This window comes from Nostoc paludosum FACHB-159 (assembly GCF_014698835.1).
GTDB lineage: Bacteria > Cyanobacteriota > Cyanobacteriia > Cyanobacteriales > Nostocaceae > Nostoc > Nostoc paludosum.
Window position 1 is genome coordinate 1 of the sequence record NZ_JACJTU010000083.1, and the last position, 21,004, is coordinate 21,004.

Consider the following 21,004-nt stretch of genomic DNA (forward strand, 5'->3'; position numbering starts at 1 on the left):
TCTGGGTTTTCCTGCTTGAGCCGCTTGAGTGCTGGCTTTGACTTGGGGGGAACTCCGGCTGCGGTCTTTTTGCCAGAGGTGGGTTTGGTCATCGTCCCACCTCCAGTCTGAAGGTGGTCTTTTTGGTATTTGCTTGTGGCATCATGGGGTTAGATTTATTAGTACTCCCCGGCCTTTGTTTACAGGTTGGGGTTTTCATTAGCTTCTTATATCTTTGCAGTTATCGTCAATTGCAAGGCTTCCTCAACCGAACTCTCTTGCCTTGTTATCACTACTTGCTTGGGGCTGTTTAATCGCTGACCATAGATGAGGCATTGATTTCAGAAGTCGGAAGTCGGAAGTCGGAAGTCGGAAGTAGTACTCACCACGCTCAGTCGTGGGATTGAAATAAGACCGGAGGCGGAGCGGCTCCGGCTCCGCGCTGTATTTCTCACGCCTACTCGTTGAAAGACATCTTTTTTTAAGGGGCGCTGTTACCCACAACTAAAGTTTTTTTTCTTCTTACTTGCGACTTCCGACTTCCGACTTCCGACTTGTTTGTAACTTTAGCTGCATCTATCTTTTTAATATCGAGCTTTTACCACCCAGATAATTATGAAACCCATCATCAAAAAGCCTGAGTTCCGCGCTCTCAAAAAGTCTGTCGTTTCACAATCATTACCCGAAGAGCTGTATGCGGTTGATACCGCCGCCACTGCCGAAATCGAACAGCAACAGCCACCAGAAGAAATCCCTCATCCAGCAACAGAATATCCGGCTTACCAATCCTCGGCGCAAAGTTATCCAGTTCTACAATCGGTTGGTAACACTGGCTGGCAGGTTTCTGATATCTGGCGTGATTTGCGGGTTGATAGTTTTTCTAATTTATAATCTATCTCTAGATAGTTGCAATAATTAGCGCACATATCACACATCTGTTTCAGTAGTCAGCTAAAGTAGGCTACTAATTTGTTTGAGTATTTTACTGAGATTTGAAAAATTTGTAACAAGTTATCCTTATCAAATAACTCTCACAGCAGTTTTTTCTCCTAGAAATATCAGTAGATACTTTTGATACTCGTGTGTGCTGCTGTGGGATGTCGTGTAAGGCACAGCTGGTGTTGGGGTGGGGCTAGGGCGATCGGCATCCTGAGAATTTGTGCGCCTTGAGATGAGTTTCGCGTATTGTAAGAATGTTTGTTATACCTGCATCAATCAATGGACGGCTTTCTTTGGACGGCAGTACTCTTGTGGAACTGCATCAACATTGTTCAAGACAAACTTTTAAGAAAACAATTCAGTTTTAGCTGGGGTTGGTGGGCCGTCATTAACTCTGTTGCTTTTACTATTGCTGGGTCTATTGCTGCTATTGTTACTCTCACAATCTGGTTCTACGCCCAACTGGATATCCTCCAAACACGCGATCTCATCATCCTTTGGAGTATTTTTGCACTCTTTTTCGGGGCGATCGCTATTCCTGTGCAATGGTTTGTTTTCAAAAAGCAGTATCTTCCCCAGCCTGTTGTCTTAGCAATTTTTAATGTCCTAGTTGCGATCGCTGCATATATTCTCTGGACTAAGTTCAACTATAATGCGCTGTGGAATAACGACTGGAAGCCTGTTGTTGCTTCTGCTGTTGTCGGGGTGGCTGTTGGTGCTGTTTCTGGCATTGCCCTTGACCGCTACTGCTCCTTCTTGAACCATTTCGCTGAACAACGAGAAGACGAAGGTTGGGATGAAGATGATGAATGAAAGGAAAGCATTAGTGAAAGAATGAAACGGGCTACTGCGGGCAACAGCTTCTGTGTTGAAAAATATTTCAAAGCATTACTAATTTTTAAAAGCGATGGCGCACAGCAAGCGGGGAGCACCTCACTGGGTATACAGCTGGGAGGCTACCGGAAGTAGAGTACCTAAATCTTTACCTTCACTGTAGAACCCATTTGTCAAGCCATTGTTACAATTAATAAACGACAATATTGTTTGACAATTGTCTAATGTGCGAAACTTTCTAAATGCACGTCAATAGCATAAAATACTCCCTATTTTGACTTATCAGACATAATAATTATTGATAATTGGCTCAATTTAGCTAGGGCATTGTTGATGAGCGCTCTTAATCGATAATTTCTTGTTTGGCATCCTTTAAAATCTTAAGTTCAGGGTCATAACTGCGTTCTTCAGTAGACAAAAATTTGCTTCAGTCTGAATATTGAGTTTGTTTCTCAGCAAGGCTTAAGTATGCAGCTTAACGTAATCAGAAAGGATTATAAATCACCGAAAAATACAGCCCATTCTCCTGCCAAGTTCTTCCATCCGAATCTACAGACATTTAAGGAATTCCCCAGTCAACACGAGGTGTAAAACCTTCGCCCCCACGCCACTGCAACCCCAGTCACACAGCAGCTAGAATATTCGAGTTGGGATTTTCTGTAATAGAATTCCAGGCAATACCGAAGTCTGCAAAAGGCTAATTATTTAGTATAAAAGCCATAATTTTTTGTATCATTGCCTCTATTGATAACAATAGGTAGACCAAAAGCCAGTTAGGAAAAGGTTTGAAATAGTTAGAGGTAGCAAAAAAATATTTAATTTAAGAATTGAGGTAGTTTTCTAGAAAACGTACTTTATAATTTTGCAGAGGAATTGGATATATGGCTCATTTAGGTATACTCTGTCCCCCAACGGATGGTCACTTGAACCCAATGACTGCTTTAGGACGTGAATTACAAAGACGTGGAAATCGCGTTACCCTATTTGGAATTCCTGATGTTAAATCCAAAATATTAGCAGCAGGATTAGACTATTGGACTATTGGAGAGTCCAGATATCGTCAAGGTACAAACGTACAGCCTTTGTCAGAGTTAGGCGAATTGAGCGGGTTTGCGGCTTTCAAATATATCCTAAACCTAATGAAAGAAGGAGCGCATCTGCTGCTTAGTGAAGCTCCACAAGCTCTAAAAACGGCCGGTATAGAAGCATTGTTGGTAGACCAAACTACAATAGAAGGTGAGACAATTGCAGAAATTCTGCAAATTCCTTTTGTTACTGTTTGCAATGCTCTGCCACTTAATCAAGAAGATGGCATTCCACCTTTTTTCACATCGTGGAGCTATAACACGGCATGGTGGGCACGTTTACGCAACAAAGCAGCTTACTCGTTGATGAAGCGTTTTACACAGCCGATTACACAAGTTTTAGACGAATATCGTCAAACATGGAATTTACCTCTCTACTCTCAGACGCCTCAGAGAGATAGCTTTTCCCAACTTAGCCAACTAAGTCAATTACCTGCTGAGTTTGAATTTCCAAGACAGGATTTACCTAAGTGCTTTCATTTCACTGGCCCCTATCAAGATCCAACTGGACGAGAACCTATAGCTTTCCCCTATGAAAAGTTGACAGGGCAACCGTTAATTTATGCTTCACTTGGAACTTTGCAAAATCGCCAACAGTATATTTTCCGCTGTATCGCAGAAGCTTGCAGTGGATTAGACGCTCAATTGGTAATTTCTCTTGGTGGTTCCAATTGTTTTGAATCACTTCAACAACTGCCAGGCGCTCCATTAATTGTGAACTACGCGCCTCAACTGGAACTACTTAAAAAGGCTACTCTTACTATTACCCATGCAGGATTGAATACAGTTTTAGAGTCTTTAAGTAATGGTGTACCACTAGTAGCTATTCCAATTGCCAACGATCAATTAGGGGTAGCATCACGCTTGGCTTGGACAGGGACTGGAGAGGTTGTCCCATTATCTCAACTCACTGTTCCTAGATTACAATCTGTTATTCAACAGGTGATGACAGGAGATTGTTACAAGGACAATGCTTCCAAATTACAAGCAACGATTCAACAAGCCGGAGGAGTTAGTCGTGCTGCTGATATTGTTGAACAGGTTGTAGCTACACGAAAGCCAGTACTTTCTAATTTTCAAACAGAATAAGTGATAAGAGCTTGTCATGTAACAACCTTGCCTCTTTTGAGCTAGAAATGCTTTCTCAGCAAGCTTTCTAGATAAGAAATTGTAAAAGTTGTTTCTTGGCAGGCTCTAAGTAAACAAAGGACGAATGTACATTTTTGAATTCCTCAAATGAACCTATACAAAATTAGCTTCTGCTTTTTTAATATCAGTGCGTTATGTTGCATGTTTTCCTCAACAGTAATTGCACAAATTATTCCTGATACGACTTTACCTATTGACACTCAAGTGGCAAATCAGGGTAGCACGAGCAATATTAGTGGAGGAACCAGGGTGGGCAACAATCTGTTCCACAGCTTTGAACAGTTTTCTTTAGCTACAGGCGGCACTGCTTACTTTGATAATGATATCAATATTGAGAATATTATTAGTCGGGTAGCAGGTTCATCCATATCCAACATTGATGGTTTAGTTAAAGCCAATGGTACAGCAAACTTATTTCTGATCAACCCTAGAGGAATTATTTTTGGTTCTAATGCTCGTTTAGACATTGGTGGCTCATTCGTGAGCAGTACGGCCAACAGCATTAACTTTCCTGATGGTTTTCGCTTTAGCGCCACAAATCCCGAAATTAAATCCTTGTTAAGTATCAATGTGCCAATAGGACTGCAATACGGATCAAATCCTGGTGCAATTCAAGTTGAAGGCAAAGGTCATAAGTAGGTCGGTGTTGAAAATTGTCGTTATGACAAGGCAGAAGGCAGAAGGCAGAAGGCAGAAGGGAAGAGCTTTTTGGGCATCTTTACTTTTCGTTACATATTTTGGTTTTTTTACCCTGTTCTACTTAGTTTAACTATTCCCATACCTTTATTCTCTCCAGTTTTAGGGGCTGGTACTAGCACTAATACTCTACAAGTAGCTTCAGGCAAAACCCTTGCTTTGATAGGGGGTGAGGTTAGTTTAAGAGGTGGGATTTTGACGGCTCCTGGAGGACGGATTGAACTGGGCGGTGTCAATGACGGTATGGTTATCCTTAACCCTACTCCCACTGGCTGGACTTTAAGTTACCAGAATGTACAAAATTTTCAAGACATAAAGTTATCTCAGCAAGCATTAGTAGACGCTAGTGGCTTTGGAGGTAGTTCAATTCAGATGGTAGGTAATCAGATTTCTTTAAAGGATGGTTCACTAGCATTGATTCAAAACCAAGGATCTCAATCAAGTAAAAGCATGGTTTTCAATGCTTTCAACTCCATACAATTAAACGGGACATCTCCGAATGGAGAAATTGCTAGTGGTTTTTTAAACGAAACGGTAGCAGGAAATTTAGATGATGTTATAGTTTCTACTAAAAATTTACTAATTGAGGATGGAGCAACTATATATAATAAAACTTTTAGTAACGCTAATGGAAGTAACATAATTTTAAATGTACCTGATTCGATACAAATATCAGGTTTTTCTTCTATTAACCCTGCTATTGCCAGTGGCATTGGTAATTACACTTTTAGTTTTGGAGAAGCTAGAGATATCATAATAAATACAGGGAGGTTTATAGGACTAGATGGTGCAACAGTGCTGTCTGGAACATTTGGTTCTGGTAAAGGAGGAAATTTAACTATTAATGCAAATCAAAAACTTGAATTGAGGGGATTCAATCCTTTTATTTATCTTGCGTCAACCCAATTAGCCGTTGCAGCATTCAATACTGGAAATGCTGGCATTTTAACAGTTAATGCACCAGAAGTAATTTTGAGAAACGGTAGCAATATTAATTCTTATACTTTAGCATCTGGTAGTTCAGGAAGCGTCGTAATCAATGCTAAAAAATCTATAAGTATAACGCGGGAAAGTTCAAACACTTTAGTTTACGATCAACCATTTGGTATCTCATCAACCGCAGCCTTTACATCTGAACCAATACAAGAATTATTAGGATTATCTCCATTTGTAAGTGGAAGTGCTGGTGATGTAACAATTAATACAAAACGGTTAGAGATCAGAGATGGTACTTTAATTAATGTAAGTAATTTTGGAAGCGGTAATGCAGGAAATTTAAATATTAATGCTGAATATATTACCTTAGATAATTCAATTGTTGCAGCAGCGACTGAATCAGGTAAAGGTGGAAATATTTTTTTGAACTCAAATGTTTTACAATTATTTAATAATAGTAGTATCAATGCTACAGCTAGAGAGCCAGGTTTCCCTTCTGATATTTCTTCAAATTCTACCAAGGGAAATCTTAACGATGCTGGTAACATCAGCATCAATACAATTATTTTTGTTGCTTCAAAAAACAACAGCATAACAGCAAATGCTTTTGAAGGAAGAGGCGGAAACATTAAAATCAATACTCAAGGATTTTTTACTTCGCCAGACACCGAAATCACCGCTAGTTCAGAGCGTGGTATTGACGGCACAGTACAGGTTAACTTCCAAAACAGAAATCCCAGCCTTACCAAAGCACAACCACAAGCGATCGCAGAAGCTCCAGAGGTAGCATCGGTATGCCAAAGCCGTTCTGGTAGAGTGGCGAGTACATTTGTCAATAGCGGTACTGGGGGGCTAGCAGCTAGTTCTGACAAACAGCTAGACAACAGTTCTACTTGGCAGAGAAATTCTGTTTGGCTTGAATCTATTGATAATTCCGAAAAATCAAAGCCATTAATAACTAAAAAACCCATAGAAATTGTAGAAGCCCAAGGTTGGATATTGAATGCTAATGGAGATGTAGTGTTGACTGCACAAGCCAATCCACCAAACTCCTACGCCCAAGTGTCTGCTTCTAAATGTCAGGAGCAACCCTCTACAGAAAAAGTATCATCTGTTACAGAAATCAGGAGGAATTGAGATCGACACGGCATACACGTAAGAGCGATCGCAATTAATCTACGGCTCTTTGTTCTTAAAGTTTTACTAGCAATAGCAATGATTCGTTTTCGATATTTTTTCAAATACCTCTTACTAGGCATTTTAGCGTTAACAATAGCCATAAGCCAGCCATGTATGATTCTAGCTGAGCAAGTAAGTAAACAAGCCCAACAGCGCCAAGCTGAAGTACTCAACCACAAGGGTCAAAGGCAACTGGATCTCGGTCAAACAGCAGAAGCTTTTGAGACTTGGCAGCAAGCTACAAAACTTTATGAACGTCTCAAAGATACAGAGGGAATCACAGGAACCTTAATCAATCAGAACGTAGCTCTACAAGCTATGGGTTTACATCTGAGAGCTTGCAAGATAGTTGTCAAAGCTTTGAAATTCGATACTGAAATCTGTGCCACCTCGCTTCTTGAGCCTGCTAATTCTACGAAAAGACTACTTGATGCAGAAATTAACAAGTTGAACCCCATACCCGTACACCTACTAGGATTACAAAACTTAGGCAATGTATTGCGCCAGTTAGGTAAATTATCTCAATCAGAATTAGTTTTAAAAAAAACGTTATCAATTGCTCAACAATTGCATAATTTTGATATTAGTGCAATTTTGCTATCGCTCAATAATACTGGAAAATCTCTTTATCAACAGGCACGGGATAAATATAGTTGGATAGAAGAACCAGTTTTTCAAAAAGAAACTTTTAATTTTATTCAAAAACAAGCACTCAAATTGCTCAATGATTACCAGTCATTGATTAATATTCCAACCACACCAATCGGAATCAGACTACAAGCGCAACTACAGCGTTTGAGCTTACTGTTAGACTTTCAAAAGTGGTTAACGGCAGAATCAAATTCAGGTAATACACAGTTAGCTGGAGTTCAAACTAAAATCAATCAACAGATTCAGCCTTCAGTAGATAATATACTGAAAAATGCTTTTGCATTCTCTGAATTACCTGCTAGCCAATCTATTTACAGCAAGCTAAACTTTGCCAATAGCCTCAATCAAATTTCAGATGAGCAATTACATTCAGTAGCCCTCCAATATGCAGAATCAGCTTTACAAATGGCAAAAAGTACTAAAAACCAACGACTAATGTCGAATGCTTTCGGCACACTGGGCAAATTAGAAAAACAACCAGAGCGTTCGCTCTATTATCTCGAACAAGCTATGACTTTAGCTCAATCAATTCAGGCATTTGATATCGCTTATGAATGGCAGCACGAATTGGGTTTAGAGTACTACAAACAAGGAAAGTATGACAAAGCTCTTAAAGCTTACAGTGCTGCAATTAATAACCTGACGCAAGTTCGCGATAATCTTTTAGCAAGTAATGCAGATTTACAGTTTTCATTTTATGAGAAAGTAGAACCTGTTTATCGTGAATATATGCGATTACTGCTCTCATCACCTAACCCCAATCTAGAGTTAGTAATTCAGACGAACGAACAACTGCAAATAGCAGAACTAGAAAATTTTTTGAAATGTGGTAAACTCGATGTTGTAGCTTTAAATAAGCTTCAAAGCTTGCCTAATACAACTGCAATAATTCATATTATTGATTTAGGCGATCGCATAGAAGTAATTGCTCAATCTTCTAATCATTATATCGTTCGTAACTCTGTTGATGCTAAATCGATCAGAAGTCATGTTAAAAATTTGTTAGACATCCTACAATCACCTAAATTATTTTCTATTAACAAATCGTTAATTACTTCCTCTTATCAAAAGCTATATAGCTCACTGATTGCACCCATTAAGACGCATATACCTTCATCAGGAACGATAGTGTTTGTTTTAGATACGTCTTTTCAAAGCCTGCCAATGGGTTTGCTTCATGATGGTAAAAATTATTTAATAAAGCAATATAGTGTTGCAGAAGCATTGGGTTCTAAAATTCGGTCACCAAAATCTTTATCTAAAAACCAATTCACAGCTTTAATCGCTGGGCTTAGTAAAGAAAGCCCTAGTTTTAATGATAAAAATGCTCCAAAAGGTTTGAAACCGCTATCAGGAGTAGTGGCAGAAGTTGCAGATGTCAAAAAAGAAACTACTTCCTCAACCGTATTGTTGAACGAAAATTTTACAAGTTTACAGTTTCAAAAAGAACTAACTAAAAATGATTTTCCGATTGTTCATATCAGTACTCATGGGCAATTTAGTTCTAACTCTGATAAAACTGTATTTTTAGCTTATGACAAAGCAATTAATATATTAGAGTTTGATAGCTTACTTAAAGGTAAAGTTCAGTCTAATGAAAATGCAATCGAATTATTAGTTTTAAGTGCCTGTCAAACAGCTAAAGGTAATAAGCGCTCAATCTTAGGAATTGCTGGAGTGGCAGCACAAGCTGGCACACAGAGTGTAATCGCCAGTTTATGGTTGGTAGATGAGGGGTCTACAGCTGTACTCATGCAAGAATTTTACAAGGGGTTGAAAAATGGTTTGACTAAAGCAGAGGCACTACGTCAGGCGCAATTGAGTTTGTCATCTAATTCTAAATACACTCACCCTTATTTTTGGGCTGGGTTCGTACTAGTTGGCGGCTGGTTATAAAAACTTATTATTTTTAGTCCTTCTTCTATACGAGCTAGTTCCTCTAAGTTATTAGTACTTTTTGCCAGTTGCGCTGCTAAAGTATATTCACGAAGTGCCTCTTTTGGCAACCATGCCTCTAAATACCGATCTGCTAGTACTCGGTAAAGAGTAGGGTTTCGACTTCCTGCTGCTTCTGTTGCTTTTAATGTCTCAATCGTTTCATTTAAAAGACTTCTGGACATATATACAGCATCCTTATCCCAAATTGCAGCTTCATCCGCAGGTAAGGCTAATTCATTAACCTGCTTCACCTTTTGTAAAATAACATCTTGCTCTTCTTGAGGCAAAACACTAACTACTAAAGGTTCGGAAGAACTAATAGGAGTATCGCCAACGTTTGCAAGCACAGTAAATTTATAGGTATTGCCAAACTGCAATTGGTTTTGTTCTTTTGGATAGGGCAGTGTAGTAATGGTTTTATCTACTGTCATTTCCCAGTAAAACTCGTAACCGCTAACAATTACTGTGTAACTAGTAGCTCCAGAAACGCCATACCAAGAAATTACAGGTCTAGTACTCAACATTGAACTGCCATAGGGACTAATTAACGTTGGTACATCTTTATCATCACCAGGGCCTTTAGAGATGTAACATTTACTTGGATTAATTCCTGTGCATAGCTCTACGATATTTTGTGGTATTGCACATTTAGAGTTATCAAAAATGGTTTTCTGCTTAAAATATAGAAATTCTCCATTCAAGTAACACAAAGCTTTCGCCGTCTTTCCATTAACTGGGTTAATGCGATCTCCCAGACAAAGCTGGCTTCCTGGCTTTAGGTAGCGATCTCCCATATAAACTCGACCAATCTTTTTAGTGCATACACGTTTTACTCTTTCATGCGACTGACTTAATGCAGTGTTAGAGTTGGAAAAAAGCAAAGCTGATATAACGAGCGCAAATCCAGCTTTGAAAACTTTTTTCATAGTAAGATTGGGTAAGTCCTGCATCGAATTTTATCTACAGCTACTAGTTGAAAATTAACGCTCAAAAATCTCTTGAATTAATTAGTACGTTTTGAATTATTAATCAGGCGGTCTACTAACTGCTGCCTCCAAATATAAACTTCTGGTATATTGGATTTAGCAATCATACAAGCTTCCCACCAAAGTTTAGTTTCATCCATTTTACCTAATGCCTCTTGGGTTTGAGATAGCAAACAGATTGCATCTATTCTTTCATTGTCTAAATCAATTGCTTTTTGTAAATATTTTTCTGCCTCAGTATACTTTCTTTGCATCAATCTTGCCCAACCTAAATTTTTGTATAAGGTAGCTTGTATTTTGGGATCTTTAGTTTTGCTTAACCCCTCCAACGCCAGTTGAGCAGCTTGGTTATAATCTTCTTTTAGATTTTTTAACCGAGATAAATTATTAATTGCAACTACTGCATTATTGTTGAGTTTAATGGCTATTTGATATTGCTGTTGAGCTAGTTCTTCTTTTCCTTCATCATCATAAAAACTGCCTAACCTATAATATACTTCCCAATCAGGCTTTAATTTTAAAATTTGTTGATAAGCGTCAATTGCACAATTGACTTCTCTTAATTGTCGGCAAACTATAGCCAAGCTATTATAAGCACCCAAATCTCTTTCGTTATATTTTATTGCTAACTGATAATATTTTTTAGCCAATTGCAAGTTACTAATATTACGAGAAGCTTGTTCTAAATAAAATTTTGAGACAGTAAATTTACTTGGAGTATGAATACTCGTAGCTAAATTAAAAAGATTTTTGGAACTTTGAAAATCATTCGCTATTTCTAACTTCTCTCCTTGAGAAACAAAACTATTAGCTATTGCTGGTAAAATACTTCTAAAAAAAATAAAAACTAATAAACTTATAGATGTAATTAATGCGCTAATTACAAATGTTTTAGACCTAGTTATCCTCTGAATTTTACTTTGGAGAGGAAGCTTTTGTATCCTCTGCAAAATTATTTGAGTATTTTGAGGGCGCTGACCTGGAAAAGGAGCCATTAAATCATCAATCAAGTCAGCTAAGGGCTTATCTATATGACCTGCTTTATCTCTCCAAAGGAGTTTTCCTGTTTTCTCATCACTTTTAATATTACTTAAAGGAATACCTGTAATTAAGTAAACAAAAGTCCTACCTAGTGCATAGAAATCTGACTGCGGTACAGCTTGTCCATGAATTTGCTCTAAAGGAGAATAATAAGCTGACCGAACAGCAGTTATTTCATAACCCATACTAGTTCCTGTACTAGTTCCTCCATTAGTACTAAGTTTCGCTAAGAATGTTCTACTAATCTCTCGCGCCCCACCGAAATCAATCAGTGCTATTTTCCCATCAGGTTGATGAATAATGTTATCTGGTTTGATATCTCTATGAAAATACTCATTTCTATGTATAAAATCGAGTATATTAATTAATTGCGATAACCAGTCCAATGCGAGATCTTGCGAAATTCGCCTATATGTTTTTATCCATTGTCTTAAGTCTTCTCCTTCAAATTTCTGCATTACTAAGCAATGCATTACTAAAATATTGTCCTTTAGCGTAAAAGTAAAATAATCTTCTCTATTAGACTTAGGAATTCCAGGATGATCTAAAGTTTGTAATATAATTGATTCCCGTCGTAGTAGCTCAACTATTTTAGGATCGTCGATCCACTTTAATATTTTCATTACTCTTATTTGAGTTTTTGGATACAAAGAAGTGCCAATATCTTCAACCTCAAATATGTCTGTATAAGTGAATGGGTCTTCAGTTAAAGAACGCAACGGACGCAGTAAACGAATACGTCCATTTATTAGCAGGGGATTACCACAAGCTAAACAATGGTCAGCATCATCAGGATTTTCACGCTGCGAACAAAATGGGTTTATACAGTAGACCACAGAGGATATTACCCTGCCTCCACATAATTAGTCAACTGTGTTCGCTTACAAGTTTTATATACTAAACCAAGTGGATCTATCAAAATATACTTTTTCACCACTGGTTGTAAGCCATAGCTAATTTCTTGTTTGCTTATTCCATTACTAGTTTCAACTAATGAACGCTGCTCCAAAATCTCCATTTCTGTCATTACTTTAGAAACTGATACTTCTTTCAATTGTTCTTTTAAATACTTAATAAGCATAGAAAATGGAACTGGAGTTGGATCTTCTGCTATCTGCTCCGCTAAATAAATCAATATTTGCCTTTGTAGTTGACTTAAAAACCCAGGATTCCCAAATTGCAAATGTAACATTAATTGAAATTGAGATCCCATTACAGTAGTTTTATACTCAAAAAACTTCTGAATACTTCCTCCAAAATAACGATTAATTTTATTAGCAACTACCTCTAATTCTGATGGATTACCGCGATAAGTTTCAATTAGCTCTTTGCATTCTTCTCCTTTCAAACCTTTTTCGTGTAACATTTCTATTGCTGCATTTAGTTCTAACCCCTGTAGCTTTAGATGCAAAATAGGCAAATTTATAGTTGTGTATACAAATTCTTTTAAAGGTACTTGGCTTGTAATAATCGTACAGCTCAAGTACTGTTCCTTTGTAATTGTATCAAAAAAATTATCGAACTCTATTTTTCTTTCAACCAACCCTGTTTGTAATAAATTTTCAAATCCATCTAATATGAGCAAGCATCTTCTAAATGCAAGCTCCTTAAAAAGCAAAGATAGTTTTACTTTAAAATTGTTTTCGTTTTCTCCTAAATTAAAAATTTTAATTAATTCTGTAACTACATCATGAATTGTCGAAAACCGTTCTATTTTCTTCCAAATAACATAATCGTATAAATCTTGATTTTCAAAAAGTATCTCTTCTACTATTTTTACAGCCAACAAGCTTTTTCCAATTCCTCCAACTCCAGTTATAGATATACAGCGTTGTTTAAAAAGCTTAATTTGATTTTTTAAAGAATTAATTTCTTCATCTCGACCATAAAAATGTTCTATTTCTGGCAATTCCCCATGAATTTTAGTCCTGCCAACTAGAGAATCATTGTCCTGGCAGGTTACTTCTAGTTTTTTGAAATAATCCTTCTTTACTACTTTGAGTAAAATATCTCTCAAGTTAGCTTTCTTTACCTTCACTCCATTACCAACAACTGTTGAAAGCATCGTCCATAATGGTGGCCCTACTTTTTGTTGCAAGTAATACATTCCATGCCCAGAAGTATGTGCAATTTCACTATAATCTTTGCCATCCCAAGCACCCCTGATAACAACTTTTTCAGCTTCTGTTAATTCTTTACCAGTAACTTTAAGTACTTGTTCTCCTAAAATTTCTAGTACTAATTCTATAGTAATGCTGTCTAATTTTATACCTTGATTCATATTTTTAGGCAGTTCTAAAACTACTACCACCTATACTTTACATTTATATATTGATTTTACCGACAACATCTAAATTGTCTAAATATTTACAAAACTTAACTTAAACTTAGATCCCGAAAATGGTTGTCTAAGGTATATGATTAAAATGCGACTTTTCTAGAAAAAATAGGTATACCGTTATGGAGAAATTTGAATTAAAAATTTAAAATTTTCCAGATACCAAATACTCTGAACTTCTGTAAAATCAAGCTAATTGAAGGGAGACATGGAGGTGAGTATATAAAAATACCAACATTTAACGAACAAAGCGCCACTAAGGAGTAGCGCTTTGTTGAACCTTTAATTTCATAGGTATTCAGAGCGGGGTTGATCTCTAAGGAACAAAAGAAGCGGTTGTTAAAGTTTGGCGACCGAGACGACCACTAAAATTGCCCTTTGAGTTTTTTCCACGCTGCCAGCTCCTATTATAGGAGTTACCGCAGAACTTTTACAAGTTGCTGTGGTAATTTTTGGCTGTCGAAATTCATAAGTTTCTGTAAAGTTAGGTTTGATAAAGAAAGATTGCGAATTTTGTAGTTAAAAACTAGCAGTGCATATTAACGCGATCGCTTATCAGTCATCAGTTATCAGTGAGGAAAATCCTTGATAGCTGTTAACTGATAGCTTGTGGCTGATTCAACCCCCTCTGATCGTGCAAACCAACAATCAGAGGGAAAATCGTGAAAAATGAATGCTTAACGCAGATCGCTCCCGCACGGACAAAACTTTGGCAGTGGCTATCTGACAAAATTGAAACGGCAAGAATTGAGAAACAGCCAGTGGGAGTATGGCTGGAAAACTTGAGAGTGATGACGGGAGAAGCGCTCGTCATCACGAGCGAGTACTGGTCAGATTATGGGTTGCTCGTGGGTGCAAAAGAACAGTTGCTTTCACTAGTGCAAGAACTAGAACCTAATTTAGGGCTAGTGATTATCATGTCGCCCGATTTTCTTTTAACGGGCATCGTGATTGTAGAGACTGGAGAAATAATAGCCTTTACCAGAGGACTAGCTGCATCAAGGGCTTTAGGTGAGGTATATTTTGGTTTCACTGGGGAGCAGTTATGAAAAATAACTCCATATCATCCCCGCCTGAAACATTTGCTCCCCCTAACAACTTAACGAGCACAGAGTACCATGAGTTAGCAGTTGGTAGTGCCATCCACCCTGCCCTAATCGAGCGCAACTTCTTCCACATCGAAGGAGATACAGTTTACGACTACCTATTTATCAGTGATAAAATCCCTCGAAAAAATGCAGGTCGAGTTACAGATGCATACATAAGGCAATATCAGCATTTATTACTGGGGGGAACCTGGATTCAGTCCCTTGACCCGTTCAAAAACTGGCAACCAATGGAGTGGGGGCGGATCAAGCCCAACTTTCCGCGCTTTGATTGGGCAAAAGGTAAACCAGTTAAATATGAATCACCCCCAAAAACTCCCAACCGCGTCACCTACTTTGATATCCGCAACTGTATTTGGGACAAAATAGCAAAACGCTATTTAATTAAGCGCTATCATTCACTTTTGGCACTGCGCTTACTGGATCAACTCAATCCACTGATATTCTGGGAGTGGGTAAAGCAGCACCCAGAGATTCCGATAATATTATGCGAGGGGGAGAAGAAAGCCGCTTGCTTACTCAGTCTGGGGTTTGTAGCCATCGCACTGCCGGGAATTTGGAACGGGCGCGTGGGCAAGAAAGATTTCGATGAGCGACTGCACCCAGACTTAATGCCCTTGGCACAACCGGGACGCAAGTTCATTATCTTATTTGACTACGAAACTAAAGCTAAAATCAGGTGGTTAGTTTACCAGGCAACTGTTCGCACTGCAAAAGCAATTGAGTCTGCTGGTTGTGAATGCGAAGTTGCATTACTGCCGGGGCCAGAAAAAGGTGTTGATGATTTTGTAGTTGGCCGCACTGAAGATGCCAATGCACTACTAACTGCAATCATAGACGATGCCAAATCACTCAAAGATTACCAGCGCTCCTATCGAGCCAAAAAATGGGGACTCTCTAAGTACAAACCGGATGTCACAGTCAATATTAAATATTTGACCCAAGCACTCTGTATTCCTGACTTATCAGAAAAATGTTCATCAGTTGAGCCGCTTTACGAAATCGAAAAAGAAAAATTATTTAGTCCCTCTATTAACGGAGCCGAGGTCAAGAAGGAATCCACTAATTCTAATGAAACTTCTAAATCGAAGAAATCCCCCAGTTTCCGTTTTCCAGAAAAAGGACTGGTTGTACTCTGGAGCGATATGGGTACTGGGAAAACCCAACTCATGCGCTGGTGGCGTCACCAAAACCCTGAAGCTCGCTTTCTCAACAACGGGCATCGAGTTAACTTGTTGAAAAATCTTGCCGAACGCTTGCAGACGGAGATCTATTCAGACTTGGGCTACACAGGTTTAGCCCAGGCCCAAGCCCTGTCGATTACCATTGACAGTTTGCACAAACTCAATACCCAGGCGCTGACTTACGGTTGCATCTTTATTGATGAAGCTTGCCAGTATCTCACGCACTTACTGCACAGTAATACTTGCAAATCACATCGTGCAGCAATCCTAGAAGTCCTGGAATATATAGTATACAACGCGCCACTGGTCGTCATCGCCGACGCACACATGGACGATCTGACAGTAGACTTCTTTGTTGCAATGCGACCAAAAGATGAAATTCCTTACATCGTCAAAAACGAATGGAGAAATGGAGATCGCACTATATATTGGTATGAAGGCAGTGATTCTAGCGCCCTAGTCGCCCAAATTTCGGCAGCACTGATGCTTGGGCAAAAAATCATGGTTGCCAGTGATTCCAAGCGTTTCATCAAGAAACTCGACAAGTCCTTTACTATCAAGTGCGAAGAATCTAACTCTGACAAATCCCATACACCTCAAAAATGGCGCATCTGGTCGGTTCATTCAGACAATTCTGGAAGTGAAGAGAATGTCGCTTTCATCAAAGATATCACCAACGCCGTCAAAAACCTCGATGCCTTGTTCGCCTCTCCCAGTCTTGGAACTGGTGTCGATATTTCGGAGTATCATTTTGATTTAGTGTTTGGTGTCTTTCACGGCGTTTCTCAAACTGCTACTGAGTGCGCTCAACAACTGTACCGCTATCGTCCAAAAGTCCCGTTTCATATTTGGGTGGCCCCGCGTCCTCCCTTTGGTTACAAGGATACAAACGCCAACAAGATTAAAGAACGCTTACTCCAAACCAATGAAATGACTGCTTTTTTGTTGCGGATTGACCGTCAAACAGGTAAGCGCGGAGCCGAGAAAGATTGGGCGCTTGAGGCTTACTGTCAAATTCTTGGTAACCGTCACTATTCTCTCAATAATCTCCGCGACGATCTGCGTTCGCTCCTCACGGAAATGGGCAATACCTTTATATGTGTAGGAAACGATGACGATCGCCAAGCAAGAGAAAATCTAAAAGCAGCAGCACAAGCAATAGATCGTGCCTACAATTCGGCTGTTGCCAAAGCGAACAATATTACAGCCAGTGAGTATCGCGCCCGTCAAAGCAAAGATTACCTTGACCCTAATGAAATTTTTGAATGTGAAAAGTTTCGTATCTTTGATTCCTACGGGCTAGAGGTAACAGAATCACTCGTAGAAATGGATAAAGGCGGTCGCTTAATAGGAGCAATCGCTGAACTTGAGGCCATTTTAGCAAAGCCCGAAGAATCAATTGCTGACCCCAAAACTGGGCGAATTTATCCTACACCACCAACAATTGTCACCCAAAAAGACCGCACCGAGCGGGACAATTTACCTTTGTGCATCGACTGGGGTAATTACTCGGCACGGTGGCTGGCTAGATTTAACCTGGGGCTGCATCACATTCTCAAACGTTTAGTGAGGGGTGATGAAGTTACTGCCGATGATACTCAATTAGTTAACATGACAGCTCGCGCCCTTAATTGTGCTGCTCACGTCAAAGCAATTCTTGGGTTTACCATCCCTAGTGACTGTAAACCTATTTGGTTGCTAGGAACTTTAGTCGAGCAGTTGGGGCTAAAGTTGACCTTTCGTAAGCAAGGTAAACGGGGTCAACAGGTGAAACTTTTCTCTTTATCTAAAGAGCAATTGGAATTTGCTCTCCAGGTAATTGCTCATCGTGTGGCAAAGCGTAATCAAAAAGAATTTCGCACCTATTACGCTCCCCAAACCCCTGCTGTACATAGTATAAACCCTAATCAGCATCCCGTATCCACCCCCCCCCTTAATGCTATAAGTAATTCCCATAAAGAAGGGGAGGATACTACAGATGAGAGCACTTGTGTGGAGGAGCATAGCAGCAGAGGAGTTGAGGAGTTGAGGAGCAAAGAAGAAATTTGTACAAGTTCTTTCCCCTCTGCCCCCCTGTCCCCCTGCCCCTCTGCCCCCCTGTCCCCCTGCCCCTCTGCTCTCTTCACTGACAGGACTACCTTACTCCACTGCGTGGAAATACTTCGCTCCGGTATTGCCAAGGGAGTGGACGCGATTAAAGGCATTCTCAAGCGATGGCAAAGTGATTTGCGCTGGGAGACGGTGCTGGAGTTGGAGACAATCGCGGCAAATGAACTGCGACTTCTGGAGTCGGCAGTACCGGAATTTTACGCCTTGCTAAGTGAAGAAGTGTTGCCTATGAAGGGGTAATTTAACGATGAAAACCTATAGATTCATGCGTTCACCTTTTATTCAACTCAAACTCCCAAAGCGTTGCACTGCTGTACTTTGTTTTCGGAGTCGAAAAAATAGGTTATGGAAACTCGAATTTACCAAAGCTATTTTTTCTCTTGAGAAATGGGGTTAAAGCGGGACTGCAATCGATTGGTGGGAGAATGAAGATTTAGAGATGCACTTGGCTCAAGTACAGCAGGTGTATGCTGAATCGTCATGGCAAGAGAAACGACACGGCAAATTGACTTAGTTTTAGCAGCGCCCAAGCCGTTGACAGTTCACCCTGCCGCAGTTTATTTGTCGAGTTTGACATCAGGTTCACGGCGGACGATGGAGAAATCACTAAATGTCATCGCCCGAATGCTGACCGCTCCAGTTGAGAGTGATGCATTGTCATTGGATTGGTCAAAGTTGCGCTACCAGCACACGGCGGCAATTCGCTCAGTGTTGATGGAACAGTATGCCCCTGCAACTGTCAACCGGATGCTTTGTGCCTTACGGCGGGTGTTGCAAGAAGCCCATCACTTGGGGTTAATCACTACTGATGATTATGCAACAGCAATAAATCTCAAAAGTGTACGGGGGGATTCACCTTTAAGAGGACGACTGTTAAAACCGAGTGAAATTGCTGCACTTTTGAACGATTGCAAAAACGACCTCACGCCAATTGGGAAAAGAGATGCAGCACTAATTGCGATTCTGAGTGGCTCTGGTCTACGTCGGTCGGAGTTCGTAGCATTAGACATGGTGGATTACAAGACAGAAGATAGTTCTTTGCTTGTACGCAAGGGTAAGGGGCGGAAGGCGAGGACAGTGTATTTGCCTTCAGGGGCGGTAGCAGCTTTAGAAGATTGGCTTGTAGAGAGAGGTAATGCGCCTGGAGCGTTAATTTGTCCTGTACGGCGAGGTGGTCATATAAAGGTTGGGCGAATGACTGACCAAGCGGTGATGACGATTCTTCGCAAACGGGCGAGTTGTGCTCAGGTAGCTGCTTTTAGCCCACATGATTTTCGGCGCACGTTTATTACTAATCTGCTTGCTGCTGGTGTTGATGTTTTGACAGTGAGCCGACTGGCAGGACACGCCGATCCAGCAACCACCGCAAAATATGATTTGCGCTCTGAGGAATTTAAGCGCCAAGCTGTTCAATTGTTGCACGTTCCTTACGGGGAATAAGCCAATCTGCGATCGGCAGCAGCGACTAATACCAATTGAATTCGTGAAATGGTATAAGGCCCTTACAGTAATAAAAGCAACAGCCGTATCAATAATATTTTGACAGATGGTTGATGCTGGAATTGCTACGGGGTGATGTCTATATTTATTTGTCAATTCGCGCCCGTTGTCAAAAATGAATTTTCTTCAACTGAAGCGATCGCCTGAGCCTGGGCGCTTGAGCTATCACACAGAAACTTGTGTAAAATACAGAGCAACACACGGGTAAAACTTCTGCCAATGCTCGATTACGTCAGTGCAGGGATCGCATTTTACATCACAATGCTTCCAGTACAAGAGTGGATATTGGAATCCCGCCTTGGTTATCTTGGTCGCTACTGGACCCTGATAAGTATTGCTGGCTTATTCATTGGCTTCTTGCTCTGTGCGCTGATATTTGTGCCATTGATTATTAATATGGCACTAGATCCGTTCAGATATCCAGATCGTATTGTGATGAGCGCGAGCGCTGCGGTGATTTTTGGTGCAATACTCTGGCTGGGACAGTGGCTGATGCTCCGACAGACTCAGATGACACCAAGAATTTTTGCTCCGATCAATACAGTAGTTGGAATTTCTGTCTTCTCTGTGCTGGTGTGTTTCAATCAAAAAAGTTTGCAGTGGAGCGGTGGCCCGATTCAAGGCTGGAAAACCGGACTGATCTTTCTAGCCGGTGGAACAGTTACTGGAGCCGCGACGGGTAAAGCATTAGATTTCTACTGTGGACGAGTCGAGCAGCGATTAATCAAACTTGAGAGGGAAAGGGTAGAGCAAGAAACCCAAGACAGAGAAAGGTTTGAAAAGGAAAAGAAGCAGCAAGAAATTCTAGAAACAGAAATCGCACACAGGAAAAGAATACAGCAACAAGCGGATCTTGAAGAAGAACGTTTGTGGTACGAACAACATGGTCAAGATTATGCAGATTATGAAGATGAGGATGAGGATGAGGATGAGGATGAAGAATAGCACGGTTTTTGGCTTTCTCTGTTCCACAATTGTCCAGTTAGCACCATACTAGAATAAATTTTTTCTGTATATACATTTTCTGTACCACGTCTACACACACTGTTCACTTCTATGAGTCCGGTGGAAGCCAAGCTTTACAATGCTTTCTATACAATTTGCTCTAAAGGTATGTACACAATAAAGAAAATCGTTACTGTGAGGGCTATTTTGCCAGTAATAAGATTCTATACAGTTGCTCCAAACACCTATAAATACGTGAAAAATCTGACGCTCACCTGGTAAACTGTCTATACCAGGGTTAGAGGATACAAATATGACAAATGTAGAGCGTGAATCGATTAACTTCCGATTACCAAAAACCCTGGTTAAAGCACTTCGTCTAGCTGCACAAGAACGTAAAACAACCGCC

The 21,004-nt window shown here is 39.9% G+C and carries 13 protein-coding genes; 10 read left to right on the forward strand and 3 right to left on the reverse strand.

Annotated elements, in window-relative coordinates:
* Positions 1-594: 594 nt before the first annotated feature.
* The 6 genes from H6H03_RS36530 (at position 595) to H6H03_RS36555 (ending at position 9,344) form a co-directional block, all read left to right on the forward strand.
* Complete coding sequence (locus H6H03_RS36530) at positions 595-870, forward strand: hypothetical protein (protein WP_190959900.1); 276 nt, start codon at positions 595-597, stop codon at positions 868-870.
* 327 nt (positions 871-1,197) lie between these two features.
* A complete protein-coding gene (locus H6H03_RS36535) occupies positions 1,198-1,731 on the forward strand; it encodes a hypothetical protein (RefSeq protein WP_190959901.1) in 534 nt (177 codons plus the stop codon).
* A 902-nt stretch (positions 1,732-2,633) separates the two neighbouring features.
* Positions 2,634-3,926 carry a glycosyltransferase gene (locus H6H03_RS36540; protein ID WP_190959902.1) on the forward strand — a complete coding sequence of 431 codons (1,293 nt, stop codon included), beginning with the start codon at positions 2,634-2,636 and terminating at the stop codon, positions 3,924-3,926.
* A gap of 201 nt (positions 3,927-4,127) precedes the next feature.
* Complete coding sequence (locus H6H03_RS36545; RefSeq protein WP_242058167.1) at positions 4,128-4,625, forward strand: filamentous hemagglutinin N-terminal domain-containing protein; 498 nt, start codon at positions 4,128-4,130, stop codon at positions 4,623-4,625.
* A gap of 69 nt (positions 4,626-4,694) precedes the next feature.
* Positions 4,695-6,755, forward strand: coding sequence for an S-layer family protein (locus H6H03_RS36550; RefSeq protein ID WP_190959904.1), 2,061 nt, complete (start codon positions 4,695-4,697; stop codon positions 6,753-6,755).
* Positions 6,756-6,911: 156 nt separating this feature from the next.
* On the forward strand, positions 6,912-9,344 hold the full coding sequence (locus H6H03_RS36555) for a CHAT domain-containing protein (protein ID WP_242058166.1): 2,433 nt from the start codon (positions 6,912-6,914) through the stop codon (positions 9,342-9,344).
* On the opposite strand, the gene H6H03_RS36560 is transcribed toward H6H03_RS36555, so the two are convergent.
* The 3 genes from H6H03_RS36560 to H6H03_RS36570 form a co-directional block, all read right to left on the reverse strand.
* Positions 9,302-10,180, reverse strand: coding sequence for a hypothetical protein (locus tag H6H03_RS36560; protein ID WP_190959906.1), 879 nt, complete (start codon positions 10,178-10,180; stop codon positions 9,302-9,304). The two genes, H6H03_RS36555 and H6H03_RS36560, sit on opposite strands and share 43 nt — an antisense overlap.
* A gap of 209 nt (positions 10,181-10,389) precedes the next feature.
* On the reverse strand, positions 10,390-12,249 hold the full coding sequence (locus tag H6H03_RS36565; protein WP_313932021.1) for a protein kinase domain-containing protein: 1,860 nt from the start codon (positions 12,247-12,249) through the stop codon (positions 10,390-10,392).
* Positions 12,250-12,257: 8 nt separating this feature from the next.
* Positions 12,258-13,724 carry an NB-ARC domain-containing protein gene (locus H6H03_RS36570; RefSeq protein WP_313932022.1) on the reverse strand — a complete coding sequence of 489 codons (1,467 nt, stop codon included), beginning with the start codon at positions 13,722-13,724 and terminating at the stop codon, positions 12,258-12,260.
* Between the two features lie 689 nt (positions 13,725-14,413).
* Between H6H03_RS36570 and H6H03_RS36575 the strand changes: the two genes are divergently transcribed.
* The 4 genes from H6H03_RS36575 (at position 14,414) to H6H03_RS36590 (ending at position 20,595) form a co-directional block, all read left to right on the forward strand.
* On the forward strand, positions 14,414-14,800 hold the full coding sequence (locus tag H6H03_RS36575; protein ID WP_190959907.1) for a hypothetical protein: 387 nt from the start codon (positions 14,414-14,416) through the stop codon (positions 14,798-14,800).
* On the forward strand, positions 14,797-18,390 hold the full coding sequence (locus tag H6H03_RS36580; protein WP_190959908.1) for a plasmid replication protein, CyRepA1 family: 3,594 nt from the start codon (positions 14,797-14,799) through the stop codon (positions 18,388-18,390). The genes H6H03_RS36575 and H6H03_RS36580 overlap by 4 nt, the downstream gene beginning before the upstream one ends.
* A gap of 240 nt (positions 18,391-18,630) precedes the next feature.
* On the forward strand, positions 18,631-19,590 hold the full coding sequence (locus H6H03_RS36585) for a tyrosine-type recombinase/integrase (RefSeq protein WP_190959909.1): 960 nt from the start codon (positions 18,631-18,633) through the stop codon (positions 19,588-19,590).
* 492 nt (positions 19,591-20,082) lie between these two features.
* Positions 20,083-20,595, forward strand: a complete 513-nt coding sequence (locus tag H6H03_RS36590) for a hypothetical protein (RefSeq protein ID WP_190959910.1) — start codon at positions 20,083-20,085, stop codon at positions 20,593-20,595.
* Positions 20,596-21,004: the final 409 nt, after the last annotated feature.